Genomic DNA, 25,641 nt, shown 5'->3' on the forward strand with positions numbered 1-25,641 from the left:
TACAGGGGTCTGCGCAATTCCTGTAGGAGCGAGGCTTGCCCGCGAATGCCTTAACGCGGTTCGATGTGAGCAATCATCAGTTGAACAGTTTCATTCCCACGAAACTCGTTGAGATCGAGTTTGTAAGCCAACTCCACCCATTTGATCGTTGGATTCGGCCAGATATCACGGTCGATGCCAAAAGCGATGCCATCCAGCTTCACCGAACCACACTCACTTCTCAGCACCACTTTAAGGTGCCGCTCGCCCACCACCCGCTGCTCGACCAACTGGAACACGCCGTGAAACAACGGCTCCGGGAAGTGCTGACCCCAAGGGCCGGCATGGCGCAAAGCGCGGGCCAGTTCCAGGTGGAATTCCTCGACAGCCAAAACCCCGTCAGACAGCAAGCGCCCGGTCAGGTCTTCTTCGCGCAATTGCCTACGCACTTCAGCATCAAAGGCTTCAGCGAACAGCGGAAAATTCGCTTCAGGCAAGGTCAAACCGGCCGCCATCGCGTGGCCACCGTACTTGCTGATCAGGTTTGGATGCTGCGCCGCCACCACGCTCAAGGCGTCGCGAATGTGAAAGCCTTGGACCGAGCGACCCGAGCCTTTCAACAAGCCATCGCCAGCATCGGCAAAGGCAATCGTCGGACGGAAATAGCGCTCTTTCATCCGCGAAGCGAGGATGCCGATGACGCCCTGGTGCCACTCGGGATCGAACAGGCACAAGCCGAATGGCATCGATTCCACCGGCAGATCCTTGAGCTGCGCCAGCGCTTCACGCTGCATGCCTTGCTCGATGGATTTACGATCCTGGTTCATGCCGTCGAGCTGGGACGCCATCTCGCGGGCAAGCCCTGCGTCGTCGGTAAGCAGGCATTCGATGCCCAGACTCATGTCATCCAGGCGTCCTGCCGCATTCAAGCGCGGGCCGACAATGAAGCCCAGATCGGTAGAGGTAATCCGCGCCGGCTCACGCTTGGCGACTTCGAGAATCGCCTTGATCCCGGGCCGGGCGCGACCGGCGCGAATCCGCTCCAAACCCTGGTGCACCAGAATCCGGTTGTTGGCATCCAGCGGCACCACGTCGGCGACACTGCCCAGCGCCACCAGGTCCAGCAACTCGCCGATGTTCGGCTGAGGTTTGCTCTCGTACCAACCGAGACTGCGCAGGCGTGCACGCAGGGCCATCAACACATAGAAAATCACCCCGACCCCGGCCAACGCCTTGCTTGGAAAGTCGCAACCAGGCTGGTTCGGATTGACGATGGCATCAGCCAGCGGCAGCTCATCGCCGGGCAAGTGGTGATCGGTGACCAGCACTTTGAGCTTGGCCTTTTTCGCCGCCGCCACACCTTCGACGCTGGAAATCCCATTGTCCACGGTGATCAGCAGCTGCGGATCACGGGTCAACGCCACTTCGACGATTTCCGGGGTCAGGCCGTAACCGTACTCGAAACGGTTCGGCACCAGATAATCGACATGAGCCGCGCCCAGCAGACGCAAACCAAGTACGCCGACGGTACTGGCCGTGGCGCCATCAGCATCGAAATCGCCGACGATCAGAATCCGCTGACGCTGCTCCAGCGCCGTCACCAGCAGATCCACCGCCGCGTCGATGCCTTTGAGTTGCTGAAACGGAATCAGCCGGGCCAGGCTCTTGTCCAGTTCAGCCTCGCTCTGCACGCCCCGCGCCGCGTACAGACGGGTCAGCAGCGGCGGCAGATCACCGAGGAATGGCAGGGTGTCGGGCAACAGGCGAGGTTCGATGCGCATGGGGTGACAGGTGCTTCTCTTGAATACGTAGGATAAAACCGGATGACGCGTAGTACCGGCGAATGATCAGCCGCGTTCGCCGCTCAGCCACTGCAGCTGGACTTCATGTTGACCACGGTCGTCGGTGACGAAAATCGTTCCTTCGCTGATCATCACGTCCCACTTGATAACGCGGGGCATGTCTTTGGCCAGGGTTTCCAGGATGTCCTGCGGCACGGCCGCGATGTGCACGTTTTTCAGGTTCTTGATCGCCGGGATCACTTTGGTTTCCCAGACACGCAGGCTGCCGTACGCCAACAGGCTGGTGCGCTCGGTGCGACGCGAGCACCAGGTCAGGCGATCGGCGTCTGGCTGACCGACTTCGATCCAGTGCAGGACGCGGTCATCCAGGCTCTTTTCCCACAGGGCTGGTTCATCCACGTCTGACAGACCGCGCCCAAACGACAGCTGCTCGTTGTACCAGAAGGCGTAGGCCAGCAGCCGCACGGTCATGCGCTCTTCGGTTTCCGAAGGGTGACGGGCGATGGTCTGCTTCACGCTCTCGTAGATGCTGCGGTCGAGGTCGGTGAGGTTCAGTTCAAACTTGTAGGTCGTGGACGGCTGGGCCATGAACGGGCTTCTTGATACGAGGAAAGGCCGCAAGTCTAACCGATGCGACGGGCAATCAGAGCATTGACGGCCATCAACTTCGGGCGACTGACACGCGGCTATGTTAAAACGCACTACTCACACGACTTTGTCCTACAGGATCGCGCATGCCATTCACCGGAAAACCACTCTCAGGCCTGAAAGTCATCGAATTGGGTACGTTGATTGCCGGGCCGTTTGCCTCGCGCATTTGCGGCGAGTTCGGTGCTGAAGTGATCAAGATTGAATCCCCGGATGGCGGTGATCCGTTGCGTAAATGGCGCAAGTTGTATGAAGGCACCTCGCTGTGGTGGTTCGTCCAGGCGCGCAATAAGAAGTCCCTGACCTTGAACCTGAAGCATCCGGACGGCCTGGCGATTCTGAAAAAACTGCTCAGCGAAGCGGACATTCTGATCGAGAATTTTCGCCCCGGCGTGTTGGAAAAGCTCGGCCTGGGGTGGGAAGTTTTACATGCACTGAACCCAAAACTGGTGATGGTGCGCCTCTCTGGATTCGGCCAGACCGGGCCAATGAAAGACCAACCGGGGTTTGGCGCAGTCGGGGAGTCCATGGGCGGTCTTCGATACATCACCGGGTTCGAGGATCGACCGCCGGTGCGCACAGGGATTTCCATCGGCGACTCGATTGCCGCGCTGTGGGGCGTGATCGGCGCGCTGATGGCCCTGCGTCATCGCGAGGTCAACGGCGGCCTGGGCCAAGTGGTGGACGTGGCGTTGTATGAAGCGATCTTCGCCATGATGGAAAGCATGGTCCCGGAGTTCGATGTGTTCGGTTTCATCCGCGAGCGAACCGGCAACATCATGCCCGGCATCACGCCCTCCTCCATCCACACCAGCGCTGACGGCAAGCACGTGCAGATTGGCGCCAATGGCGATGCGATCTTCAAGCGGTTCATGTTGATTATCGGTCGGGAAGATTTGGCCAACGACCCGGTGCTCGCCAGCAATGACGGGCGTGACGGCCGCCGCGACGAAATTTACGGAGTCATCGATCGCTGGGTCAATTCGCTGCCGCTCGATAGCGTGATCGAGCAGTTGAACCAGGCCGACGTCCCGGCCAGCCGGATCTTCAGCGCCGAAGACATGTTCAGCGATCCGCAGTACCTGGCCCGGGAAATGTTCCTGCACGCCAAGCTGCCTGACGGCAAGGACTTCAAGATGCCGGGGATCGTGCCGAAACTCTCTGAGACACCTGGCTCTTCCGAATGGGTCGGACCGCAGTTGGGTGAACACAATGCGCAGGTACTCCACGATCTTGGCTACGACAAGGGACAGATCGCAAAGCTGCGTGAAGACGGAGCCATTTAAGCTGAAGCGCTTGCTTGCATCAGCGGCCAAACCTGCTCTGCACCGGTGTGCGTGGGTGGTTATCGCACTATTGGCAGGTTTTGCGTCAACCGCTTCGGCACAATCCAAAGAGACGCTGATCTGGCTCTTGAGGGACCTGCCGCCCATGACGATCTTCGAAGGCCCGAAAAAAGGCCAGGGCGTGATTGATCAACTGATGCCGCTGTTGATTGCCGGCATGCCGCAATACGAGCACAGCCTGATGAGGGTGAACCGCGCTCGCGGCATGCAGATGCTCCATGAAGAATCGTTCACCTGCGATCCTGCGCTGATCTGGACCAAGGAACGGGAAAAGTGGATTGCGTTTTCCACGCCGGCATTTCTGGCGGTGACCAATGGATTAGTGGTCCGTCAGACAAATCGCTCGGCACTGGAACCGTTTCTTGTCGATGGCGAAGTCGATCTCCCCGCATTGCTGGGTAGCGGCAGTAACAAAGTCGGCGTCATCGCCGAACGCAGCTACGGCCCCTACCTCGACGACCTGCTGCAAAAGGCGCCGACCGGTGCCTTGACCGCTCATTACGGTAATGATGCGCTCGGCAGTCTGTTACAGATGCAGCGCCTGGGGCGGCTGCAGATGGTGCTGGGCTACTGGCCGGAAATCCGCTATCGAGCCAGTGTTGAACACATTGCCGACAATGAATTGGCGTTCTACCCGGTCAAAGGCACTGGCAAGTACCTGCCTGGCTACATTGGTTGTTCCGCCACAGCGCAAGGCCGGCAGGCCATCAGCGAGATCAATCAGCTATTGCGCACCCTGCCCCACGAGCGACTGGCGCATGCCTACGCCGACTGGCTCGACCCGGAACGCCGCAGCGACTACCTGGGCGAAGCCAAGCGCTTTTTCGAGCATCAGGATACGCAATGACAAATTTTGGGCAAAAGAAACCCCGAGAAGTGGGGAGACGACTCGGGGTTAAACGTGGCCTACATAAAGACCAGTAGCAGCAAGCTACAAGCACCGGAGCACAATGCTTGATCCTGCTGTTACATGGTCTGACGACCTTGGCGCAGGAAGGTTCCCACAAAAAGGTAATTCAATTTCGATTAGCCAGGATCTTGTCCTGGGCCGCATTGCGCAACGCCGCGATCACACAGGGCTCCAGGCGACCTTCGGCAATCAGCACATCGCGATGCAATCCGTCGACGACATCCGTCAGTTGCCGCTTATCGGTCAACTGCGCCTGATTGAACTCGCGTTCCACCACAATCGCGCCGGCCGCACTCTTCAGGATCACCAGGCATTCGCCATGGGTGCCCGACGGGGTCAACGTCACTTGATACGGGCTCAGAGCCTCACCGAGCAATAGGCTGATACTTTCCATCTAGCGATCACCACTCAATAGTCCGAAAACAAAGTGCCTGGGAGGGCGTGTCTACAGTTAATGACCTCTGGCCCGAGAAGAAAGTTCTGAATACCGCATGGCAGCGGTATTGGCTTCTGAGGGGAAATTGAGCATGCACCGCAAAGATGACAAGGAAAAAACAGCCGGTTTCAGGCCCTGGCTTGAAGCATCGACTCCAGCAGATAAACATCCAGCAGCCGGCGCAGCAACACGGCGGAAACGGGTGTGTGCAAGTGCCCGAGGAGTCTGACCTCACTGTCGGCCAGTATGGACGTCACGTGCGGCATGATGCTCGACGCCACGTTGCCAAGCAGAATCAGCGCCCGGGCTTCGCGCTCCTCTGCCAGATGCCGCACCAATGCCAACCCGTCGCCGCCCTTGAGTTGCGGATCACAGAAGGCGATATCGACCGTGCCCCTGCGTCCCAGGGAACGTAGCGCCGCCGACATCGACGGCGCCGTCAGCACGTCATAGACACCAATGGCGTTGAGCATCTGGTGCAACGCCATCATCTGGAAAGGATTGTGTTCGAGGATCAGGATTTTGAGCGTGCGCATAAGCGACCTCTGGAACGACACGCGCGGACTTTCACCGCAGTTGCCGATCACTCTAGGGGAGCATCCTTCAGCATCCCATCGGAAAAGTAGCTACATCCCATAGGAAAATTCCGAAACTTACCGCGAACACTGACACCCCCCTTCACTCCGTCGCTGAGCGATATCCGTCCATCCACCCAACAACCCGCGCACCTGCCCGTCAGCACCGTAAAAAGGCACCGTCCATTGGTAGATGTCGCGCACACCGTTGTTGAATTTCAACTGGCGCTGGGTGAACCGGGGCTTGCGGGTGTCGAGCTGGGCGATGAACTCGGCATGCAGCTGCTCGGCCGTCTCCCTGGGCAACACATCGACCTCAATCAGCTGTCGGCCTTGAACCTGGTCCAACCGGATCGACAGGGCTTCTTCGTAACTTTTGTTGCACATGATCAAACGCCCCTCCAGATCACGGACAAACATGGGATCGGGCATGGCATCAATCAGCGCATGTTGAAAGGCGAGTTGATCGCTAAGGTGTTTCTCGACGTCCAGACGCTGCTTGATCAGCATCGCGAGCCGACGGTTCCAGAGCAAGGACAGCAAGCCGAACAGGCTGACGACAAACACGCCCCAACAGCCCCAACGGGTCACCCGTTGCCAGAAAGAAAGTGCCGGACTGGGGGCGATGCCATCCAGCCACTTAAGGCGAATGGCCCGCAACTCCGCCGCAGGGAAGGCTTCAAGCGCCTTGTTAAGGATGCTCAACAACTCCGGCTGCCCTTTACGTACAGCCAGATGGTCGGCTTCCCACGAGCCTTCCACCGTATGGCCTATCTTCAGTTGCCCGGTCGGATAGAGCTGCGCCCCGGTTTCGTTTTCGATAGTGGCGTCGGCCTCGCCACTTTCGACCAACGCCCGGGCTTCGGCATAGGTCTTGACCGAACGCAGCTCGATGGTCGGGTGCTCACGCTGAATGGTTGCCTCCATGGCGTGTCTGGCCGGCAATACCAGTTTCTTTTCCGACAGCTGTTCCAGGGAATGGAGAAGCGGAGCGCCGGCATGCCCCACCAGCACCCAGGCAGACCCGCCAAAGGCATGGCTGAAATCCAGGAACAACTTGCGCTCATCATTGAGCGCCAGCGTCGTGGTCATGTCCGCGGCACCGCTTTCCAGGCGACGGAGTAAATGTTCGGTGGAGAATGTCTCTTCATGGACGAAATTCAGCCCCGTCATTGCACTGATGCGCTGAAGCACATCGATGTTCAAGCCACTCCATTGACCGTGCTCGTCCTTGAACTGGTACAGCGGATATTGCTTCGAAGCCACGATGACTTGTGGGTGGGCGCGAATCCATTGCAGCTCTTCGGCGTCCAGCTCAATGGCATCGACGGTCATCGGCGCCGCAGCCTCGAAACCCATCAGTTGTGCCGCCCGTGCGCAGTGTCCGAGGCCCATTGCGCCCAGCAAAAATATCCAGCACATGGCTGGTCTGAACCCTCTTAAAAACCGCATTGCCACTTCCTTGGTGATCAACTCGCCCGTCCTTCAGGGGCGAAAACGCGACAAGTGTGGCACGCAGAAACAAGAAAGCCCGTCAGGAGACGGGCTTCAAAATGTGACAGCGTTGCGGGCTTAAAGTGGCTTGCCGCGGTTGCCATGCTGACTGACAAAGGCCTGCACGGCTTTCAGGTCATTCGGCAACACGGTGCAGCGCTCTTCTCGCTCAAACAAATCAGAAAGATGTGCAGGTAGTTCGAGAGCTTTTCCTACACCGGCTTTTAACACGGCGTCCGGGAATTTGACCGGATGGGCCGTGCCAAGGATCACCATCGGGATATCCAGGCTGCGACGGCATTCCCGTGCAGCCTTGACGCCGATGGCGGTGTGCGGGTCCAGCACTTCGCCGGTTTGCTCGTAAACCTCGGCGATGGTTTCGCAGGTTTGCGCGTCATCCACGGCCAGGGAATCGAACAGCTTGCGGGCTTCGGTCCAACGCTCTTGCTCGACGCTGAAACCACCGCCCTGCTTGAAGTTGTCCATCAGGCCAGCAATCGCTGCGCCGTTGCGACCGTGCAGGTCGAACAGCAGGCGTTCGAAGTTCGACGACACCATGATGTCCATCGACGGCGACAGCGTGGCGTGCAGGGTTTCCTTGACGTACTGATTGCCGCTCATGAAGCGGTGCAGGATGTCGTTGCGGTTGGTGGCGACGATCAACTGGTTGATCGGCAGGCCCATGTTGCGCGCCAGGTAACCGGCGAAGATGTCGCCGAAGTTGCCGGTCGGCACCGAGAACGACACCGAACGCGCCGGGCCACCCAGTTGCAGGGCTGCGTGGAAGTAGTAAACGATCTGGGCCATGATCCGCGCCCAGTTGATCGAGTTCACCGCTACCAGGCGCGTGCCTTTGAGAAAGCTCTGGTCGGCGAAGCTATTCTTGACCATTTCCTGGCAGTCATCGAAGTTGCCTTCGATGGCGATGTTGTGGATGTTCTCGCCGAAAATGGTGGTCATCTGGCGACGCTGCACTTCAGACACACGGTTGTGCGGGTGCAGGATGAAGATGTCGACGTTTTCGCAGTGCTTGCAGCCTTCGATGGCGGCCGAACCGGTATCACCGGAGGTGGCGCCAACGATCACTACGCGCTCGCCGCGTTTTTCCAGCGTGTAATCGAGCAGGCGACCGAGCAGTTGCAGGGCGAAGTCCTTGAACGCCAGGGTCGGGCCGTGGAACAGCTCCAGCACCCATTCGTTACCGTTCAGTTGACGCAACGGCGCCACGGCGTTGTGCGCGAACACACCGTAGGTTTCTTCAAGAATCTTTTTGAAATCGGCATCAGGGATGCTGCCGGCTACAAACGGGCGCATCACCCGGAAGGCCAGCTCGTGATACGGCAGGCCGGCCCAGGACGCGATTTCTTCCTGGGTGAAACGTGGCAGGCATTCCGGCACATACAGGCCGCCGTCCGTGGCCAGACCGGCCAGCAGGACGTCTTCGAAATTCAGGGCCGGTGCCTGGCCGCGGGTACTGATATAACGCATGACTGGCTCCAATAGACAGTGTTCGCAATACCGGGCCCGCAGGCGAGCCCGGTGAACGATAACGGCTTAGTTCAGGTGCTCGACACGAATCCGCACAACCGGACCGACAACGCCCGCCAAAGCTTCCAGGGCGGTGATCGCGTCGTTCATGTGCTGCTCCAGCACACGGTGGGTCAGCAGGATCATCGGCACCAGGCCGTCGTGTTCTTCGACTTCCTTCTGCATGATCGATTCGATGTTGATGCCGCGCTCCGACAGGATGCTCGCCACCTGGGCCAGCACGCCTGGATGGTCCTTGGCCTGGATCCGCAGGTAGTACGCGCTTTCGCAGGCTTCGATCGGCAGGATCGGGTGGGCCGACAGCGAATCCGGCTGGAAGGCCAGGTGCGGTACGCGGTTTTCCGGGTCGGAGGTCATGGCGCGAACCACGTCCACCAGATCGGCAATGACCGAGGAAGCGGTCGGCTCCATGCCGGCGCCAGCGCCGTAGAACAGGGTCGAACCGGCAGCGTCGCCGTTGACCATCACCGCGTTCATCACGCCGTTGACGTTGGCGATCAGGCGATCAGCCGGGATCAGCGTCGGGTGCACGCGCAACTCGATACCGGCGGCAGTGCTGCGCGCCACGCCGAGGTGCTTGATGCGATAACCCAAGGCTTCGGCGTAGTTCACGTCAGCGGTGGTCAACTTGGTGATGCCTTCGGTGTAAGCCTTGTCGAACTGCAGCGGGATGCCGAACGCAATGGACGCCAGGATCGTCAGCTTGTGGGCTGCGTCGATGCCTTCAACGTCAAAGGTCGGATCGGCTTCGGCGTAACCCAGGGCTTGCGCCTCGGCGAGTACGTCTTCGAAGGTGCGACCCTTCTCACGCATTTCGGTGAGGATGAAGTTGCCGGTGCCGTTGATGATGCCGGCGACCCAGTTGATACGGTTGGCGGACAAGCCTTCACGGATCGCCTTGATCACCGGAATGCCACCGGCCACGGCCGCTTCGAACGCAACGATCACGCCCTTCTCGCGAGCCTTGGCGAAAATCTCATTACCGTGAACGGCGATCAGTGCCTTGTTCGCGGTGACCACATGCTTGCCATTCTCGATGGCCTTGAGTACCAGCTCGCGGGCAACGGTGTAGCCGCCCATCAGCTCTATAACGATGTCGATCTCAGGGTTCGTGGCCACTTCGAACACATCGTTGGTAATCGCAATACCGGTCGTCTGGAACTGAGGCTTTGGCGTGCGCGTGGCAATTTGTGCCACTTCGATTCCACGCCCGGCACGACGAGCAATTTCCTCGGCGTTGCGCTGAAGTACGTTGAAGGTTCCGCCACCGACGGTCCCTAACCCACAGATGCCTACTTTGACCGGTTTCACTGTGAACTCCCCATAAAACGGCCGACGCAAGGTCGGCCGTGAAAACAGCCGCATACTCGCGGCTCTCTATTAATGGCCAGGCGGATGACCGCCGGACCATGATCGTCAAAGGCTGACCGTGACGATGCGAATTATTTCGCGCCCAGTGCCAGTTTGGCGACTTGTGGCGCAGGCTGGTAGCCCGGAATTACCTGACCGTCAGCCAAAACGATGGCCGGCGTACCATTGACACCGATCGATTGACCAAGGGCGAATTGCTTGGAAACCGGGTTATCGCACTTGGCGGCCTTGATTTCCTTGCCATCGACCATTTTGTCCATGGCCGCTTTTTTGTCCTTGGAGCACCAGACCGCTTGCAGTTGTTCGTCACCCGGCGAGCCCAGGCCCTGGCGCGGAAACGCGACGTAACGCACTTCGATGCCGCGCTTGTTCAGCTCAGGCACTTCGGCGTGCAGCTTGTGGCAGTACGGGCAGGTGGTGTCGGTGAACACGGTGATGTGCGACTTGGTTTCGCCGATAGCCGGGTAGACCACGGTTTCCGCGACCGGAATCTCGTTGACCAGTTTGGAAACGCCCAGGCGCTCGGTCTTCTCGGTCAGGTTGACCGGCTTGCCGTCCTTGAGCTGGAACATGTAGCCCTGCATCACGTACTGGCCATCGGCGCTGGCGTAGAGCACGCGGCTGCCTTTGAGTTTGACTTCGTACAAGCCGGCCAGCGGGCTCGCGCTGATGGCTTCGATCGGGGTTTCGAGCTGGAGGCTTTCCAGGCTTTTACGAATCGCTTTGTCGGCCGCGTCATCGGCGACGGCAAAGGTACTGACCAACGCAATGGCTGCGGCGGCGAAAATCTGGGTCAGACGCATGAGAACTCCTGAAGGCGGACAAATGGGACGATCAGAACGCCCGTGCCGAAACACCGGGTCATAATCGCCCATCGTGCAAACCGGCAAAGCCTACCACATAAGGCTGGTGGGGCCGAATGCGGGTGATGCACAACATTGAAGCGAGGGCGCTCAACGCTTCTGTAGCAGCTGGCGAAGCCTGCGTTCGGCTGCGAAGCAGTCGTAAACCCTGAGCTCTCGGTTTAACTGAATATTCGCAGCGTCTGATTTCACGACTGCTGCGCAGCCGAACGCAGGCTTCGCCAGCTGCTACGCAAGCGTGCGGGCGCGGCCAGAGGTTGTGTCAGCCGCGCGGATGGTGTTTGGCATGCAGGTCCTGCAAGCGGGCGCGAGCGACGTGGGTGTAGATCTGGGTGGTCGAGAGGTCGCTGTGGCCGAGCAGCATTTGCACCACCCGCAGGTCGGCGCCGTGGTTGAGCAGGTGCGTGGCAAAGGCGTGGCGCAGGGTGTGCGGCGACAGCGACTTGCTGATCCCGGCGACTTTGGCCTGATGCTTGATGCGATGCCAGAAGGTCTGGCGGGTCATCTGTTCGCCGCGCTGGCTGGGGAACATCACATCGCTGGGCCGCCCGTTGAGCAGTTCGCCTCGGCCGTCACGCAGGTAGCGTTCGACCCAGACAATCGCCTCCTCGCCCATCGGCACCAGCCGCTCCTTACTGCCCTTGCCCATCACCCGCAGCACACCCTGACGCAGGTTGACCTGTTCCAGGGTCAGGCTGATCAGCTCGGTGACCCGCAAGCCGCAGGCGTAAAGCACTTCCAGCATGGCGCGGTCACGCTGACCGATGGCTTCGCTCAGGTCCGGGGCATTCAGCAGTGCCTCCACATCGGCTTCCGACAAAGACTTGGGCAACGGCCTACCGAGTTGCGGCATATCGACGCGTAACGTCGGATCGACCGCAATCAGCTTTTCCCGCAACAGGTAGCGATAAAAGCCACGCACGCCGGAGAGAAATCGTGCCGTGGAACGGGGTTTGTAGTTTTGCTCCAGGCGCCAGGCCAGGTGATCGAGGATCAGCTCGCGGCCGGCGTTGATCAGTTCGAGGTTTTTTTCCTGCAGCCAGCCGTTGAATAGCGCCAGATCGCTGCGATAGGCATCGCGGGTGTTATCGGAGAGGCCTTTTTCCAGCCACAGCGCGTCGAGGAATTGGTCTATCAGGGGATGGTCGATGGCGGGCATAGAGGCTCAGGTAGCGGGAATCCGGGGCTAAGTCTTTCATAGCCGGACGGGGCTTTACAGTGCCTGATGTTATTGCGGTGCCGGGTAGATCGATTCGCGGGCAAGCCACGCTCCCACAGGTAAATCGCAGGCAACAAAAAAGCAGCCCTCAGGCTGCTTTTTTTGCATCGGAAGCTGGACTTAAGCCAGTTTTTCCTTGATGCGAGCTGCTTTACCGGACAGGTCACGCAGGTAGTACAGCTTGGCTTTACGTACGTCACCGCGACGTTTAACGGCCATGCTGTCGATTTGCGGGCTGTAGGTCTGGAAAGTACGCTCTACGCCAACACCGTTGGAGATTTTACGAACGGTGAAAGCACTGTTTACGCCGCGGTTACGCTTGGCGATAACAACACCTTCGAACGCTTGCAGACGCGAACGGTCGCCTTCCTTCACTTTCACCTGAACGACAATAGTGTCGCCCGGGGCAAAGGTAGGGATCTCTTTGGTCATCTGCTCTGCTTCGAGTGCAAGGATGATTTTGTTAGTCATGCTGTGCTCCTAAGGTAAATCGTCGGATTTACCATCGATACGTTGTTAACTATCGTCCCGCTCGCGGATGTATTCCTCGAGCAGCTTCTTCTCTTCTCCAGAAAGCGAGCGGCTTTCCAGAAGATCGGCGCGTCGTTCAAAGGTCCTACCAAGGGACTGCTGCAAACGCCAACGCCGGATATGCGCGTGATTGCCACTAAGCAACACGTCGGGAACACGCTGATCCGCATACACCTCCGGTCGGGTGTAGTGCGGGCAATCCAGCAGACCGTCCGTAAAGGAATCTTCCTCGGCGGAGTCCGCATGCCCTAAAGCTCCAGGCAGCAGTCGTGTAACCGCATCGATCAGGACCATCGCCGGCAGCTCGCCGCCAGACAGTACATAGTCGCCAATCGACCACTCTTCATCGACGTGAGCATCTATAAAACGCTCGTCAATGCCTTCATAGCGGCCGGCAATCAGGATCAATGCATCCAGATTCGCCAACTCGCGGACCGCCGACTGAGTCAGCTGACGGCCTTGGGGGGACAGGTAAATTACCTTCGCCGCCTCCCCGGCTGCTGCCTTGGCCTGAACCAGAGCATCTTCCAGGGGCTTGATCTTCATCACCATGCCCGGGCCACCGCCAAATGGGCGATCGTCCACAGTGTGATGTCGATCCGTCGTGTAGTCTCGCGGATTCCAACAGGTGAGCTGCAACAGCCCCTGTTTCACCGCACGACTGGTGATGCCGTACTCGCTGATGGCGGAGAACATCTCGGGAAACAAACTGATCACTTCTACGCGCAAGTTAGCCACGCTTAGAAGTCCGCATCCCATTCCACCTTCATCTCGCCTGCGGCAAGGTCGACTGCCAACACGCATTGCTCCGTATAGGGCAACAGGCGTTCGCGATCGTCCAGGCTGCCAGCGCAAGGCTTGACCACCATTACATCATTGGCGCCGGTTTCCAGAAGATGATCGATTTTCCCGAGCAGTTGCCCGAGTTGATCAATAACCTTCAGACCTTCCAGCTGGTACCAGTAGTACTCGCCGTCGGTCAATTCAGGGAACAGGTTGCGCGGCACGCAGATCTCATAACCGGCCAGAAGACGCGCTTCTTCACGATCATCGAGACCCTTGAGCTTTGCGACCAGGAACTTGTCGTTCCCGCGTCCGCTGACCAGCTCGACCTGTTTGACATTGCCTTCGCGCTTGAGCGTCCAGGTTTTGTACTGCAACAGGTTTTCAGTCGGATCAGTAAAGGAATAAACCTTCACTTCGCCGCGAACGCCGTGAACAGAGTAAATCTTGCCGATAACGATCAAATCATCAGCAACAGCAGGCGTCGCGCTCATATTGCTCAGGCCGCAGCCTTAGATGCATCCTTCAACAACTGAGCAACACGCTCAGAAGGTTGTGCACCAACGCTCAGCCAGTAGGCTACGCGCTCTTGGTTCACGGACAGACGAACTTCTTGACCACGAGCAACAGGGTTGAAGAAACCAACCTGTTCCTTGTGCGAACCGTCGCGCGGGTTGCGGCTGTCGGTTACGGTCAAGTGGTAAAACGGGCGCTTTTTGGAGCCGCCAAGGGCAAGACGGATTGTTAGCATGTGAACATCGTTCCTGTAGTCGGTGCTGCAAATCTAAAGGCACAGCGGGCATAGGTGCCCGAAAGGCCGCATATTCTAAGGAATATCCGGACTTTTGCAAATGTCTTTTTCCGGCGGCCTTCCGGTCGCCATCAAGATTTGCTATAGAGCCGTCGTTGAAAACGGCCAGTCAGCTCCCGCCAAGTGCGGGTTTGCTGGAGTTCCCACATTGCTGTGGTACTGCACCGACATCGCTGTCGGTGCGGATTCTTTACATTTTTGGCATGCCGCCGCCGGGCAACATACCGCCCATGCCGCGCATCATTTTGGCCATTCCGCCTTTCGCGGAGAATTTCTTCATCATCTTCTGCATCTGCTTGTGTTGCTTGATCAAGCGACCGATGTCCTGCACCTGAGTGCCGGAACCCATGGCGATCCGGCGTTTGCGCGAACCGCTGATCAGCTCAGGGTCGCGGCGCTCGGCCGGGGTCATGGAATTGATGATGGCTTCCATTTGCTTGAATTGCTTCTCTGCCGCGCCTTGGGCATTGCCCATTTGCGCCAGGTTCACACCGCCGATGTTCGGCAGCTTGTCCATGAGGCCGCCGAGGCCGCCCATGTTCTTCATCTGTTGCAGCTGATCGCGGAAGTCTTCGAGATCGAAGCCCTTGCCCTTCTTCAGCTTCTTGGCCAGTTTGTCGGCCTTGTCCTTGTCGAGGGTCGCTTCGGCCTGTTCGATCAGACTGAGCACGTCGCCCATGCCGAGGATGCGCGAAGCAATACGCTCAGGGTGGAACGGTTCGAGCGCTTCGCTCTTCTCGCCCATACCGATGAACTTGATCGGCTTGCCGGTGATGGCGCGCACCGACAGGGCGGCACCGCCACGGGCGTCGCCGTCGACTTTGGTCAGGATCACACCGGTCAGCGGCAGTGCATCACCGAAGGCCTTGGCCGTATTGGCGGCATCCTGGCCGGTCATGGCGTCGACCACGAACAGGGTTTCGACCGGGTTGATCGCAGCGTGCAGCGCCTTGATCTCGCCCATCATCTCTTCGTCGATGTGCAGACGACCGGCGGTATCGACGATGACTACGTCGATGAATTTCAGTTTTGCTTCTTTAATAGCGGCTTGCGCAATCTCGACCGGCTTCTGGCTCAGGTCGGACGGGAAGAAGGTAACACCGACTTCACCGGCAAGCATTTCCAGCTGTTTGATCGCCGCAGGACGGTAAACGTCGGCGGACACGACCATGACCGTCTTCTTCTTGCGCTCTTTAAGGAAGCGCGCAAGTTTGCCGGCGGTGGTGGTTTTACCCGCGCCCTGCAAACCGGCCATCAGTACGACGGCGGGCGGAACGGCGCTCAGGTTCAAGTCTTCGTTGGCCGCGCCCATCAGGCTTTCGAGTTCGGCCTGGACGATCTTCACGAAGGCCTGGCCCGGCGTCAGGCTGCGCGACACTTCGGTGCCGACGGCGCGTTCCTTGACCGAATTGACGAAGTCCTTGACCACCGGCAGGGCGACGTCGGCTTCGAGCAACGCCATGCGCACTTCGCGCAGGGTGTCTTTGATATTGTCTTCGGTCAGCTTGGCCTTGCCGGTGACATGGCGCAGCGTCTGCGAGAGACGGTCGGTTAAGTTTTCAAACATTGCGCGATCCTTTCAGGCCCTGTGTAGACCGGGATAATGGCGGCCCAGACCGGAATAAACATGTGCTCGGCGAGCCTGCGGCGTGGGCAGGTCGCGGATTATAGCGAAGACTGCGTCTGGCGGACACCTCGCTGTCAGGTTCTATGGTCTTTCGTGCGATGTGGGTTCTATGCCAAACTCAGCGCCTTTCGGGCTTGCCTAACAGGATTTATGCTCCCCTTGTCACCCAGTTTGCTTACCACCCTCGCCGCCGCCTGCTTATATGCCGCTGCGACTATCTATCAAGGCACTCGCCTGGCCTCCGGTGCCAAGGCGAACAAGCGTCTGCTGGTCACGCTCGGCGTGCTGGCCGTGCTGGCTCACAGTGCCAGTCTGTTCACGCATCTGCTGACGCCGATCGGCCTGGGCCTGGACTTCTTCAGTGCCGCCAGCCTGATTGCCGCAGCCGTTATCGCCCTGACCCTGCTGGCCTGCTCGCGGATTCCGGTGGAGAACCTGCTGATATTGCTGTTCCCCCTCGGCGTCGCCACCGTGCTCCTGGCGCAGTTCGCCCCGGCCGGCACCGTGCAGATCATCGACGAAGAGCCGGGCATCCTCGCCCACATTCTCCTGTCGATCCTGGCCTACGGCATGTTCACCATCGCGGTGTTCCAGGCCTTGCTGCTGCTGGTACAAGATCACCAGCTCAAGCACAAGCATCCGTCTGGGCTGATCAAGAACTTCCCGCCGCTGCAAACCATGGAAAGCCTGCTGTTCGGCTTTCTCTGGGCCGGTTGGACCCTGCTGTCGCTGTCGCTGATCTCCGGCTGGCTGTTCGTCGAGAATCTGTTCGCGCAGCATCTGGTGCACAAGACCCTGCTGGCCTGCCTGGCCTGGATCGTGTTCAGCGTATTGCTGTGGGGCCGTAATCGCCTCGGCTGGCGCGGACACAAGGCGATCCGCTGGACCCTCGCCGGTTTCTGCCTGCTGATGCTGGCCTATTTCGGCAGCAAGCTGGTTCGTGAATACATTCTGCACATCTGACGGGCGGCAATAATGGACGACTTGCCCATAGGGCCGATGCTTGCAGTGATCGCCCTGCTGATTTTGTGGTCGGGGCTGTTTACCGCCATCGAAGTCGCGCAACAGTATTTGCTGGCCCAACGCACGGCCTCACGGTCGAGCGACAAGCCCCTGGCGAAGCTGAGCTTTCCGCTGAACAGCCTGATCCTCTGCAACACCCTGTGCCGCGCGTTGGTCATGGTCATCAGCACCTTGCTGGCGATTTTCACCTGGGCGGAAAACGGCCCATGGGCAGCCTGCGTCGGTGCCGGCGTGATCCTGCTGGTGTTCGCCGACTACCTGCCGCGCACCCTGGCCGTGCGCTACCCGGACGCGATCCTGAACCTGGGCAACACCTTGCTCGGCGCGCCGCTGAAAATCATCTACCCCGCAGCCTGGCTGCTCAATGGCTTCAGCCAATTGCTGATGCGCCCGTTCGCCCGCAAAGTCAAAGTGGTGCAGCAAAGCGAAGACGAGGCACAGGCGGATCGGCACGACGATCATGAACATGCGCCTTCCCGCCCGCACCCGCTGTCGGGCATTCATGCGCTGGACAACATCACGGTCAACGACATCCTGGTACCGCGCAGTGATGTCGACGGGATCAACCTCGACGACACCCTCGAAGAGATCATCGAACAACTGCGCAACAATCGCCGCACGCGCCTGCCGGTGTTCCACAGCGACATCAATCAGGTCGAAGCGGTGCTCAATACCCGGCAGATCCGCCACTTGTTGCCGGATGCCAGCCTGACGCTCGAAGCGTTGCTGGCGGCCTGCCACGAACCGTACTTCGTGCCGGAAAGCACGCCGTTGCAGCTGCAATTGCTGAACTTCCACAAGCAACAGCGGCGCCTGGGCATGGTGGTGGACGAGTACGGCGAAGTGCTCGGCATCGTGACCCTGGAAGACATCCTCGAAGAAATCGTCGGCGAGTTCGAAAGCGAGCACAGCCTGGACAACCCGCACGTTCACCCACAGGCCGATGGTCGATTGATGATCGAAGGTGCGGCGTCGATTCGCGAATTGAATAAAAGCCTGGGCTGGCACCTGCCCAGCGACGGTCCGAAAACCCTCAACGGTCTGGTGACCGAGGCGTTGGAGACGATTCCGGAAAGCTCGGTGTGCCTGAAGATCGGGCGTTATCGGCTGGAGATTCTCGAGACCGAAGACAACCGCGTCACGCAGGTGTTGGTCTGGCATACCAGTTCGGTGCCGGTCCTGTCCAAAATCTGAAGCCCCCTATGTGCAAGGCTCGATACCTGTGGGAGCGGGCTTGCTCGCGAAGGCGATTTCATATTCAGCAGAGATGGTGATTGATAATCCGCTTTCGCGAGCAAGCCCGCTCCCACATGGGTGCTGGCGGACTTTACCAATCCAGCCCCCCTTGTTGAATCGTTAGCCGCCTTCCTATAATCGAGCCGCTTACCCAAGCCCCGCCCCACCCCGTGCTACCCGCACGCTGCGTTAAACCCACATCCCTGGGTGTTCGACCATAATAATTCGCTCCACTGGAGCATGACTGTCAGGGATCACCGCATGACGACCAGCACCGCTTACAGCGACACCACGCCTGCCCAGCCGACGAACTCCGCCACGCGAGTGGCCACCGCGAGCTTCATCGGCACCGCCATCGAGTTCTACGACTTCTACGTCTACGCCACCGCCGCTGCGCTGGTGATTGGGCCGGTGTTTTTCCCGCAGACCTCCGGCACTGCGCAGATGCTCTCGGCGTTTCTCACCTTCGGTATCGCGTTCCTGGCGCGACCACTGGGCTCGGCGCTGTTCGGCCACTTCGGTGACCGCATCGGGCGCAAATCGACTCTGGTCGCATCCTTGCTGTTGATGGGTGTGTGCACCACGCTGATTGGCGTGCTGCCGGGTTACGACAGCATCGGGGCCTGGGCGCCGATCCTGCTTTGCGTGCTGCGGTTTGGCCAAGGCCTGGGACTGGGCGGCGAATGGGGCGGCGCGGCATTGCTGGCGACGGAGAATGCGCCGAAGGGCAAACGCGCCTGGTTCGGCATGTTCCCGCAGCTCGGCCCTTCGATTGGCTTTCTGGCGGCCAACGGGTTGTTCCTGACGCTGGCCATGACCCTGAGCGACGAACAGTTCCGCTCGTGGGGCTGGCGGATTCCGTTCCTGCTGAGCGCGGTGCTGGTGATGGTCGGCCTGTACGTGCGCCTCAAACTCCACGAAACCCCGGTGTTCGCCAACGCCATGGCGCGCCAGGAGCGGGTGAAGATTCCGCTGGTCGAGCTGTTCAGCCAGTACTGGGCGCCGATGTTGCTGGGTGCCGGGTCGATGGTGGTCTGCTATGCGCTGTTCTACATCTCGACCGTATTTTCCCTGAGCTACGGGGTTTCGACCCTCGGCTACACCCGCGAAACTTTCCTCGCGCTGCTGTGTTTTGCGGTGCTGTTCATGGCGGCGGCGACGCCGTTGTCGGCCTGGGCCAGTGACCGTTACGGGCGCAAACCGGTGCTGATCATCGGTGGCGTGCTGGCGATTCTGTCCGGTTTCCTGATGGAACCGCTGCTCACCCACGGCACGACCTGGGGCGTGGCGCTGTTCTTGTGCATCGAACTGTTTCTGATGGGCGTGACGTTTGCACCAATGGGCGCCTTGTTGCCGGAGCTGTTTCCGACCCACGTGCGGTATACCGGTGCGTCGGCGGCCTACAACCTGGGCGGCATTGTCGGGGCCTCGGCGGCGCCGTTCTTTGCGCAGAAACTGGTGGCGATGGGCGGTTTGAGTTATGTCGGCGGGTATGTGTCGGGGGCGGCGGTGCTGAGTTTGATTGCGGTGCTGTGCCTGAAAGAGACACGGCATAACGATTTGAATCGGGTGGCCTGAAGTAAAGCAGAAGCTTCGCGAGCAAGCCCGCTCCCACATTGGATCTGTGTCGGTCACAAAACTAATGTGGGAGCGGGCTTGCCCGCGAAGGCCGCGCCTCGGTTTACAGCTCTACAACAACAGCCTGAGAAGCACGTGTCGCTTTGGCACGAGCCGCTTCAATCGACTCATCCCGCGCCAATGCCACGCCCATCCGGCGCTGGCCATTCACTTCAGGCTTACCAAACAGACGCAACGCCGTGTCCGGCTCGCTCAAAGCAGCGCCCAGATTGGCAAACGCGGTCTGGGTCGATTGCCCTTCCACCAGGATCACCGCCGACGCAGATGGCCCGACCTGACGGATCAACGGAATCGGCAGACCCAGGATTGCCCGTGCGTGCAGGGCGAATTGCGACAGGTCCTGAGAAATCAGGGTCACCAGGCCGGTATCATGCGGGCGCGGCGAGACTTCGCTGAACCACACCTGATCACCTTTGATGAACAACTCGACGCCAAACAGACCACGGCCACCCAAGGCTTCAGTCACGGCTTTGGCGACGCGCTCGGACTCAGCAAGGGCAACCGGGCTCATGGCTTGTGGCTGCCAGGATTCCTGGTAGTCGCCCTTCTCCTGACGGTGACCGACCGGTGCACAGAACGTGGTGCCGCCGATGTGGCGCACAGTCAGCAGGGTGATCTCGTAGTCGAAATCGATAAAGCCTTCGATGATCACCCGACCTTTACCGGCACGCCCGCCTTCCTGGGCGTAATCCCACGCGGTTTTCACGTCGTCGGCGCTGCGCAGCAGGCTCTGGCCTTTGCCCGAGGAGCTCATGACCGGTTTGACCACGCACGGGAAGCCCAGGTCTTCAACGGCTTTGCTGTAGTCCTCGAAGGTGTCGGCGAAGTGGTACGGCGAAGTCGGCAGGTCCAGCTCTTCAGCAGCCAGGCGACGGATGCCTTCGCGGTTCATGGTCAACTGCGTGGCGCGAGCGGTCGGGATCACGGTGAAGCCTTCGGCTTCCAGTTCAACCAGGGTCGCGGTGGCGATGGCTTCGATTTCCGGCACGATGAAGTGCGGCTTTTCGGCCTCGATCACAGCGCGCAGGGCCGCACCGTCGAGCATGTTGATCACATGGCTGCGGTGGGCGACTTGCATCGCCGGCGCGTTGGCGTAGCGATCCACGGCGATCACTTCAACGCCCAGGCGTTGCAGCTCGATCACCACTTCCTTGCCCAACTCGCCACAGCCACACATCAATACGCGGGTCGCGGTGGGCGACAATGGAGTTCCGATACGGGTCATCTGAAGGTCCTCAAAGAAGCGGATCATCGAGGGACGCAACGCTTGGCGCGCTTCCCATGGGGAGAAAGCGCGGCATTTTACATGAACCGCAGGGTTTGGCTTCAGCTGGCGACGGCCTGTTTGCGCAGGCGCCAGGCCATGATCAGCCAGACGACCGTTACGCCGGCGAACTTCGAGCCCATGGCAGTGAGGATCACGGCCGGGGTGAAGGCGTCGATCATGCCGAAAAAGATGAAGGTATCGAGGGGAATGCTCAGCGCCGAACTTATCCACAGGCGATCGTGCAATGGACGTTTGGTGATGCTGAACACCAGCCAGTCGATGCACTCGGATATTGCAAACGCTGTGGCGCTGGCCAGGGCGATGGACGGGTCGGACGTCACGTAGGACAACACCAGCGCCGCCAGCATCGCGGCAATGGCGCCGTGGCCGAAGCGGGTTTGCACCATGTCGCGCAGGACAAACACCAAGCCACCCCAGGCCGACCAGATGATGTCCAGGTGCGGGGCGGTGGAAAAGGCGTAGTTGATCAGCACGACGCTGCTGATGTAGGCGATCAGGAAGAGCATGGGGATACCCTGTCAAATTTGGGGCACAGAGTACCGTAGGAGCTGACGAGTGCAACGAGGCTGCGATCTTTTGATGTTGTTTTTTAGGAGCAAGATCAAAAGATCGCAGCCTCGTTGCACTCGACAGCTCCTACAGGTCAGGGGTTTTGCCCAGCATCCAGATCAGGCCACTGGATTTGGCCCGCTCATGACACAACTCCAGCACCTTGCGGCGCTCGGCATTGTCCATCCGGCTCCAGCGGGTAATCTCTTCCACCGTACGCTGGCACCCGGTGCAGATATCGTCGTCATCCAGTGCGCAGATGTTCACGCAGGGCGATAGCACCGGCCGTTCAGTGGCGTTCATTCTTCCTGCTCGACCAGGTCGCGGGCATAGCGCTGCGAGTTGTGCACATAGTGTGCGGCGCTGGCTTCGAGCATTTTCTTCTGCGGCTCGGTGAGTTCGCGTACGACTTTGCCCGGCGAGCCCATGACCAATGAACCGTCGGGAATCTCTTTGTTTTCGCCGATCAGCGAATTGGCGCCGATGATGCAGTTCTTGCCGATTTTCGCGCCGTTGAGGATCACCGCATTGATGCCAATCAGGCTGTAATCGCCGACGGTACAGCCGTGGAGCATTGCGTTGTGGCCGATGGTCACGCCGGTGCCGATGGTCAGCGGGTAGCCCATGTCGGTGTGCATCACGGTGCCGTCCTGGACGTTGCTGTTCTTGCCGATCAGGATCAGTTCGTTGTCGCCACGCAACACGGCGTTGAACCAGACGTTGGCACCCTCTTCCAGTTTGACCTTGCCCACCAGCACGGCATTGGGCGCAACCCAGCTCTGTGGATGGGTTTCGACGCGGGCGTCGCCCAGGCGGTATTTCATCGTGTTGTCCTCAAGGCTCAGGCCGGGTTCACGCCATTCGAACGATGGCTTCAGGTGTTGATAAAACTCTTGGGCGGATGATGCAGGCTGATGTCGGCGTCATACAGCAGATTGATCAACTCGACGATCATGATCGCGGTCAGCCCCCAGATCTTGTACTCGCCATAACGATAGCTCGGCACGTACCAACTGCGGCCCTGGTAATCGATGCGGTGGGTGTGTTCCCGTGGGTCTTCGCGAAAGAACTCCAAGGGCACGCTGAACACGGCGGCGATTTCGGCATCGTTGGCCAGGTATTCAACGTAATCGGGAATGACGCCGACATAAGGCGTGACCTTGATGCCGTGCAGGGAGATCAGTGGGCTGAGCGGGCCGATCACTTCCACCAGACCCGGCGGCAGACCGATTTCTTCTTCGGCTTCGCGCAGGGCAGTGAAGATCAGGTCAGGGTCTTCGGGGTCGCGGCGTCCGCCGGGGAAGGCAACTTCACCGCCATGGGTCGAGAGCCCGCTGGCGCGCAGGGTCAGAACCAGTTCCGGTTCGTCACTGCGGGTGATTGGCACCAAAACCGCAGCCTCGGGGAAACGTTTGTCGGTTTCCAGGGTGCGTGGCGTGTGGTTGCTTACCCGATGCAGTAGCTCGTCCAGCATGAGTGTTCTCGATCTGTGCCTTACCCTGCATCATGCACCAATCACACCGACCGCCCAACCCCCGAACTGCCCCATGTCGCGAAACGACAACTTGCCGACTGACACCGCCGCACGCCAAGATAGGCGCAGCCTCCAGGAACCCAAGCATGAAATTTTGCAGTCAGTGCGGTAACCCGGTCACCCAGCGCATTCCCGAAGGCGATTCGCGCCTGCGATTTGTCTGCGACAGCTGTCAGACCATTCACTACCAGAACCCCAATATCGTCGCCGGTTGCGTCGCCACTTGGGGTTCGAAAGTGTTGCTGTGTCGCCGCGCTATCGAGCCGCGACTCGGCTACTGGACCCTGCCCGCCGGTTTCATGGAAAACGGCGAGACCATCGAGCAGGCGGCCGTCCGCGAGACGGCCGAAGAAGCCTGCGCCCGGGTACGCAACCTGAGCATCTACACGCTGATCGACGTGCCGCACATCAGTCAGGTGCATGTATTCTTCCGCGCCGAACTGGTGGACCTGGACTTTTCCGCCGGCCCCGAGAGCCTGGAAGTCATGTTGTTCGAAGAAGCCGACATCCCTTGGTCCGAGCTGGCTTTCCGCACGGTGGGCCGTACCTTAGAATGCTTCTTCGCTGACCGGCAGACGGAGGTCTACCCGGTGCGATCCGAGTCGATTCCACCGCTCGCCCAAGCCGCCATCACTTAAGCGTCAGTTAATCCAAAACCATCTATAACTTATAAACAGTCGCGACACCTCTAGGGATATCGTTTCAATGCGCTGGTTGCTTGCTTTGTTTTGCCTGTCGTTCGTCGTGGTGTCCCAGGCTTCCACCGTGGTCACTCTGGACGGCAAACCCATTGAAAAAGTGCTGGTGCTTAAATCCGCCCATCAACTGCAACTGATCGCCGACGGCAAACCGCTGCGAACCTACCGTATTTCCCTGGGAAAAAACCCTCGGGGCACGAAGCTGATGGAAGGCGACAAGCGTACGCCAGAGGGGTTTTACTGGGTCGATTGGCGCAAGGTCAGTGACCGCTTCAACCTCGCCATGCACATCTCGTATCCGAACATTACCGACTCGGCCCGCTCCCGCCGTGAAGGCGTCGATCCCGGCGGCATGATCATGATTCACGGCACCCCCGACACCTACGACTACCCGGAAGACCTGTTCCACACCCTGGACTGGACCGACGGCTGCATCGCCATGCGCAACATGGACATGCGTGAGGTCTGGGGACTGGTGCCGGATGGGACGATGATCGAGATTCGGCCTTAACTCCCCATCTGTCGAATGGGCTTCTGTGGCGAGGGGGCTTGCCCCCGTTGCGCTGCGAAGCAGTGCCAAATCCTGCAACCGGGTTTCAACTGACACACCGCGCGTGCTGAATTTACGACTGCTGCGCAGCCGAACGGGGGCAAGCCCCCTCGCCACAGTAGACCGAGTCGCCAGTTAATCCGTGTTCCAACCGCTACCTTCTGTCGCCCTCCGAAAAAATAAATCAAAAGATCGCAGCCTGCGACAGCGCCTACAGGGTTGATACCACTCCCACCTGTAGGCGCTGCCGCAGGCTGCGATCTTTGCTTTGAAAACCCCAACTCGTAATACCACTTAAAGCCAATCCCCATTCAACCACCCCGAAAGCCCCGGTTTTCCTGCGCCTTGAGCAAAGTGGTCTCATTGACATGGTATTTAAGTGGTATTAGGTTTCGCCCTACAACCGAGCGACAACAATCCAACATCCGCATCGGAAAAGCCCTACATGAATGACATCCAGGCCCTACGTCCTGACGAAACCCAGCCGACGCCGCTGTACCTGCAACTGGCGCGTAACCTGGAAGCGGCGATCCACGCCGGCCAATGGAAAGCCGAGCAAGCGATGCCGTCGGAGCGCAGCCTCAGCGAGTCGCTGGGCATTTCCCGCGTCACCGCCCGCAAAGCGCTGGAAGTGCTGTTCGAGCAAGGCCTGATCCGCCGCAACCAGGGTTCCGGCACCTTCATCACGCCGCGCCTGGAACAACCGCTGTCGCGCCTTTCCGGTTTCAGCGAAATGCTGCGCCTGAAAGGCTTCGTCCCTGGCTCGCAATGGCTGGAACGGGAAATCACCCCACCGACCCACGAAGAACTGATCCGCCTCGGCCTCTCGCCCAACGATAAAGTCGCGCGGCTCAAGCGCCTGCGCAAAGCCGACGACACGGTGATGGCGATCGAGATGAGCACCCTGCCCGCCTCGATCATTCCCAAGCCGCAAGCGGTGGGCGATTCCCTCTACGAATACCTCGATGGCATCGGCAAACCGATTGTTCGCGCCCTGCAACACATTCAGGCAATCAACGCCTCGGATGAGTTCGCCGCACTGGTCGGCATCGCCCCCGGCACCGCCATGCTGCTGATGACCCGGGTCGGCTACCTGGAAGACAACACGCCCATCGAAGTCACCGACACCTATTGCCGCAACGACTACTACGACTTTGTCGCAGAGCTTCGTCGATAAAGAGC

At 59.5% G+C, this 25,641-nt stretch carries 27 protein-coding genes; 8 read left to right on the top strand and 19 right to left on the bottom strand.

All coding sequences use genetic code 11. From position 1 onward, the window contains the following. Positions 1-50: 50 nt before the first annotated feature. Complete coding sequence (gene recJ / locus NK667_RS21960; protein WP_054616042.1) at positions 51-1,760, bottom strand: single-stranded-DNA-specific exonuclease RecJ; 1,710 nt, start codon at positions 1,758-1,760, stop codon at positions 51-53. Between the two features lie 66 nt (positions 1,761-1,826). Next, entirely contained in the window at positions 1,827-2,369 is a 543-nt protein-coding gene (locus NK667_RS21965; protein ID WP_054047319.1) for a YaeQ family protein, read from the bottom strand. A 146-nt stretch (positions 2,370-2,515) separates the two neighbouring features. Between NK667_RS21965 and NK667_RS21970 the strand changes: the two genes are divergently transcribed. Both NK667_RS21970 and NK667_RS21975 read left to right on the top strand, forming a co-directional pair. Further along, complete coding sequence (locus NK667_RS21970; RefSeq protein WP_054047321.1) at positions 2,516-3,715, top strand: CaiB/BaiF CoA transferase family protein; 1,200 nt, start codon at positions 2,516-2,518, stop codon at positions 3,713-3,715. Continuing rightward, positions 3,696-4,622: a TIGR02285 family protein gene (locus NK667_RS21975; protein WP_054616043.1), complete on the top strand. Its 927-nt coding sequence runs from the start codon at positions 3,696-3,698 to the stop codon at positions 4,620-4,622. Before NK667_RS21970 ends, NK667_RS21975 begins: the two co-directional genes overlap by 20 nt. A gap of 169 nt (positions 4,623-4,791) precedes the next feature. On the opposite strand, the gene NK667_RS21980 is transcribed toward NK667_RS21975, so the two are convergent. The 12 genes from NK667_RS21980 to ffh form a co-directional block, all read right to left on the bottom strand. Further along, positions 4,792-5,079 carry a DUF3509 domain-containing protein gene (locus NK667_RS21980; RefSeq protein ID WP_054616044.1) on the bottom strand — a complete coding sequence of 96 codons (288 nt, stop codon included), beginning with the start codon at positions 5,077-5,079 and terminating at the stop codon, positions 4,792-4,794. Positions 5,080-5,249: 170 nt separating this feature from the next. Next, complete coding sequence (locus tag NK667_RS21985; RefSeq protein ID WP_054047326.1) at positions 5,250-5,657, bottom strand: response regulator; 408 nt, start codon at positions 5,655-5,657, stop codon at positions 5,250-5,252. Between the two features lie 117 nt (positions 5,658-5,774). Next, positions 5,775-7,148, bottom strand: coding sequence for a transporter substrate-binding domain-containing protein (locus NK667_RS21990; protein WP_054616045.1), 1,374 nt, complete (start codon positions 7,146-7,148; stop codon positions 5,775-5,777). 120 nt (positions 7,149-7,268) lie between these two features. Then, positions 7,269-8,678, bottom strand: a complete 1,410-nt coding sequence (gene thrC / locus NK667_RS21995) for a threonine synthase (protein ID WP_054047329.1) — start codon at positions 8,676-8,678, stop codon at positions 7,269-7,271. Positions 8,679-8,744: 66 nt separating this feature from the next. Beyond that, complete coding sequence (locus tag NK667_RS22000) at positions 8,745-10,049, bottom strand: homoserine dehydrogenase (RefSeq protein ID WP_054047702.1); 1,305 nt, start codon at positions 10,047-10,049, stop codon at positions 8,745-8,747. 131 nt (positions 10,050-10,180) lie between these two features. Further along, on the bottom strand, positions 10,181-10,912 hold the full coding sequence (dsbC, locus tag NK667_RS22005) for a bifunctional protein-disulfide isomerase/oxidoreductase DsbC (RefSeq protein ID WP_054047331.1): 732 nt from the start codon (positions 10,910-10,912) through the stop codon (positions 10,181-10,183). 322 nt (positions 10,913-11,234) lie between these two features. Continuing rightward, positions 11,235-12,131: a site-specific tyrosine recombinase XerD gene (gene xerD / locus NK667_RS22010; protein ID WP_054054727.1), complete on the bottom strand. Its 897-nt coding sequence runs from the start codon at positions 12,129-12,131 to the stop codon at positions 11,235-11,237. A gap of 180 nt (positions 12,132-12,311) precedes the next feature. Then, the gene (gene rplS, locus NK667_RS22015) at positions 12,312-12,662 is read right to left on the bottom strand and encodes a 50S ribosomal protein L19 (RefSeq protein ID WP_003175895.1); all 351 of its coding nucleotides are present in this window, start codon (positions 12,660-12,662) and stop codon (positions 12,312-12,314) included. A 45-nt stretch (positions 12,663-12,707) separates the two neighbouring features. Then, on the bottom strand, positions 12,708-13,481 hold the full coding sequence (trmD, locus tag NK667_RS22020; protein WP_173860472.1) for a tRNA (guanosine(37)-N1)-methyltransferase TrmD: 774 nt from the start codon (positions 13,479-13,481) through the stop codon (positions 12,708-12,710). Then, positions 13,463-13,999: a ribosome maturation factor RimM gene (gene rimM / locus NK667_RS22025; RefSeq protein ID WP_007897576.1), complete on the bottom strand. Its 537-nt coding sequence runs from the start codon at positions 13,997-13,999 to the stop codon at positions 13,463-13,465. The genes trmD and rimM overlap by 19 nt, the downstream gene beginning before the upstream one ends. 5 nt (positions 14,000-14,004) lie before the next feature. Then, the gene (rpsP, locus tag NK667_RS22030) at positions 14,005-14,256 is read right to left on the bottom strand and encodes a 30S ribosomal protein S16 (protein ID WP_010463010.1); all 252 of its coding nucleotides are present in this window, start codon (positions 14,254-14,256) and stop codon (positions 14,005-14,007) included. 250 nt (positions 14,257-14,506) lie between these two features. After that, positions 14,507-15,883: a signal recognition particle protein gene (gene ffh, locus NK667_RS22035; RefSeq protein WP_054054731.1), complete on the bottom strand. Its 1,377-nt coding sequence runs from the start codon at positions 15,881-15,883 to the stop codon at positions 14,507-14,509. Between the two features lie 210 nt (positions 15,884-16,093). Between ffh and NK667_RS22040 the strand changes: the two genes are divergently transcribed. The 3 genes from NK667_RS22040 (at position 16,094) to NK667_RS22050 (ending at position 19,780) form a co-directional block, all read left to right on the top strand. Beyond that, positions 16,094-16,906, top strand: a complete 813-nt coding sequence (locus tag NK667_RS22040; protein WP_054054733.1) for a cytochrome C assembly family protein — start codon at positions 16,094-16,096, stop codon at positions 16,904-16,906. Positions 16,907-16,918: 12 nt separating this feature from the next. Then, on the top strand, positions 16,919-18,160 hold the full coding sequence (locus NK667_RS22045) for a transporter associated domain-containing protein (protein ID WP_054616046.1): 1,242 nt from the start codon (positions 16,919-16,921) through the stop codon (positions 18,158-18,160). 303 nt (positions 18,161-18,463) lie between these two features. After that, positions 18,464-19,780, top strand: a complete 1,317-nt coding sequence (locus NK667_RS22050; RefSeq protein ID WP_054616047.1) for an MFS transporter — start codon at positions 18,464-18,466, stop codon at positions 19,778-19,780. A 103-nt stretch (positions 19,781-19,883) separates the two neighbouring features. On the opposite strand, the gene purT is transcribed toward NK667_RS22050, so the two are convergent. The 5 genes from purT to NK667_RS22075 all read right to left on the bottom strand — a co-directional run bounded on the left by purT (position 19,884) and on the right by NK667_RS22075 (position 23,151). Continuing rightward, positions 19,884-21,065, bottom strand: a complete 1,182-nt coding sequence (gene purT, locus NK667_RS22055) for a formate-dependent phosphoribosylglycinamide formyltransferase (RefSeq protein WP_054054740.1) — start codon at positions 21,063-21,065, stop codon at positions 19,884-19,886. A 101-nt stretch (positions 21,066-21,166) separates the two neighbouring features. Further along, entirely contained in the window at positions 21,167-21,634 is a 468-nt protein-coding gene (locus NK667_RS22060) for a VUT family protein (RefSeq protein ID WP_054054741.1), read from the bottom strand. A 130-nt stretch (positions 21,635-21,764) separates the two neighbouring features. Continuing rightward, on the bottom strand, positions 21,765-21,980 hold the full coding sequence (locus tag NK667_RS22065) for a DUF1289 domain-containing protein (RefSeq protein ID WP_054054743.1): 216 nt from the start codon (positions 21,978-21,980) through the stop codon (positions 21,765-21,767). Continuing rightward, complete coding sequence (locus NK667_RS22070) at positions 21,977-22,501, bottom strand: gamma carbonic anhydrase family protein (RefSeq protein WP_054616048.1); 525 nt, start codon at positions 22,499-22,501, stop codon at positions 21,977-21,979. The genes NK667_RS22065 and NK667_RS22070 overlap by 4 nt, the downstream gene beginning before the upstream one ends. Before the next feature lie 50 nt (positions 22,502-22,551). Then, positions 22,552-23,151, bottom strand: coding sequence for a CoA pyrophosphatase (locus NK667_RS22075; RefSeq protein WP_054054747.1), 600 nt, complete (start codon positions 23,149-23,151; stop codon positions 22,552-22,554). A gap of 146 nt (positions 23,152-23,297) precedes the next feature. Between NK667_RS22075 and NK667_RS22080 the strand changes: the two genes are divergently transcribed. The 3 genes from NK667_RS22080 to NK667_RS22090 all read left to right on the top strand — a co-directional run bounded on the left by NK667_RS22080 (position 23,298) and on the right by NK667_RS22090 (position 25,636). Continuing rightward, the gene (locus NK667_RS22080; protein ID WP_054054749.1) at positions 23,298-23,849 is read left to right on the top strand and encodes an NUDIX hydrolase; all 552 of its coding nucleotides are present in this window, start codon (positions 23,298-23,300) and stop codon (positions 23,847-23,849) included. Positions 23,850-23,916: 67 nt separating this feature from the next. Next, positions 23,917-24,420: a L,D-transpeptidase family protein gene (locus NK667_RS22085; protein ID WP_054054751.1), complete on the top strand. Its 504-nt coding sequence runs from the start codon at positions 23,917-23,919 to the stop codon at positions 24,418-24,420. 484 nt (positions 24,421-24,904) lie between these two features. Beyond that, positions 24,905-25,636, top strand: coding sequence for a GntR family transcriptional regulator (locus tag NK667_RS22090; protein WP_054054753.1), 732 nt, complete (start codon positions 24,905-24,907; stop codon positions 25,634-25,636). The last annotated feature ends 5 nt before the right edge of the window (positions 25,637-25,641 follow it).

The organism is Pseudomonas nunensis (assembly GCF_024296925.1).
Lineage (GTDB): Bacteria > Pseudomonadota > Gammaproteobacteria > Pseudomonadales > Pseudomonadaceae > Aquipseudomonas > Aquipseudomonas nunensis.

Excerpts from the sequence above, each read along its gene's own strand:
- NK667_RS22040 (WP_054054733.1), top strand. The coding sequence starts at position 16,094 with ATGCTCCCCTTGTCACCCAGTTTGCTTACCACCCTCGCCGCCGCCTGC.
- NK667_RS22060 (WP_054054741.1), bottom strand. The coding sequence starts at position 21,634 with ATGCTCTTCCTGATCGCCTACATCAGCAGCGTCGTGCTGATCAACTAC.
- xerD (WP_054054727.1), bottom strand. The coding sequence starts at position 12,131 with ATGCCCGCCATCGACCATCCCCTGATAGACCAATTCCTCGACGCGCTG.
- rpsP (WP_010463010.1), bottom strand. The coding sequence starts at position 14,256 with ATGCTAACAATCCGTCTTGCCCTTGGCGGCTCCAAAAAGCGCCCGTTT.
- NK667_RS22090 (WP_054054753.1), top strand. The coding sequence starts at position 24,905 with ATGAATGACATCCAGGCCCTACGTCCTGACGAAACCCAGCCGACGCCG.
- NK667_RS21980 (WP_054616044.1), bottom strand. The coding sequence starts at position 5,079 with ATGGAAAGTATCAGCCTATTGCTCGGTGAGGCTCTGAGCCCGTATCAA.
- purT (WP_054054740.1), bottom strand. The coding sequence starts at position 21,065 with ATGACCCGTATCGGAACTCCATTGTCGCCCACCGCGACCCGCGTATTG.
- NK667_RS22070 (WP_054616048.1), bottom strand. The coding sequence starts at position 22,501 with ATGAAATACCGCCTGGGCGACGCCCGCGTCGAAACCCATCCACAGAGC.
- rimM (WP_007897576.1), bottom strand. The coding sequence starts at position 13,999 with ATGAGCGCGACGCCTGCTGTTGCTGATGATTTGATCGTTATCGGCAAG.
- ffh (WP_054054731.1), bottom strand. The coding sequence starts at position 15,883 with ATGTTTGAAAACTTAACCGACCGTCTCTCGCAGACGCTGCGCCATGTC.
- NK667_RS22075 (WP_054054747.1), bottom strand. The coding sequence starts at position 23,151 with ATGCTGGACGAGCTACTGCATCGGGTAAGCAACCACACGCCACGCACC.
- NK667_RS21990 (WP_054616045.1), bottom strand. The coding sequence starts at position 7,148 with ATGCGGTTTTTAAGAGGGTTCAGACCAGCCATGTGCTGGATATTTTTG.
- NK667_RS22050 (WP_054616047.1), top strand. The coding sequence starts at position 18,464 with ATGACGACCAGCACCGCTTACAGCGACACCACGCCTGCCCAGCCGACG.
- NK667_RS21970 (WP_054047321.1), top strand. The coding sequence starts at position 2,516 with ATGCCATTCACCGGAAAACCACTCTCAGGCCTGAAAGTCATCGAATTG.
- NK667_RS21985 (WP_054047326.1), bottom strand. The coding sequence starts at position 5,657 with ATGCGCACGCTCAAAATCCTGATCCTCGAACACAATCCTTTCCAGATG.
- NK667_RS21965 (WP_054047319.1), bottom strand. The coding sequence starts at position 2,369 with ATGGCCCAGCCGTCCACGACCTACAAGTTTGAACTGAACCTCACCGAC.
- rplS (WP_003175895.1), bottom strand. The coding sequence starts at position 12,662 with ATGACTAACAAAATCATCCTTGCACTCGAAGCAGAGCAGATGACCAAA.
- NK667_RS22045 (WP_054616046.1), top strand. The coding sequence starts at position 16,919 with ATGGACGACTTGCCCATAGGGCCGATGCTTGCAGTGATCGCCCTGCTG.
- thrC (WP_054047329.1), bottom strand. The coding sequence starts at position 8,678 with ATGCGTTATATCAGTACCCGCGGCCAGGCACCGGCCCTGAATTTCGAA.
- NK667_RS22085 (WP_054054751.1), top strand. The coding sequence starts at position 23,917 with ATGCGCTGGTTGCTTGCTTTGTTTTGCCTGTCGTTCGTCGTGGTGTCC.
- recJ (WP_054616042.1), bottom strand. The coding sequence starts at position 1,760 with ATGCGCATCGAACCTCGCCTGTTGCCCGACACCCTGCCATTCCTCGGT.
- dsbC (WP_054047331.1), bottom strand. The coding sequence starts at position 10,912 with ATGCGTCTGACCCAGATTTTCGCCGCCGCAGCCATTGCGTTGGTCAGT.
- NK667_RS22080 (WP_054054749.1), top strand. The coding sequence starts at position 23,298 with ATGAAATTTTGCAGTCAGTGCGGTAACCCGGTCACCCAGCGCATTCCC.
- NK667_RS22065 (WP_054054743.1), bottom strand. The coding sequence starts at position 21,980 with ATGAACGCCACTGAACGGCCGGTGCTATCGCCCTGCGTGAACATCTGC.
- trmD (WP_173860472.1), bottom strand. The coding sequence starts at position 13,481 with ATGGGATGCGGACTTCTAAGCGTGGCTAACTTGCGCGTAGAAGTGATC.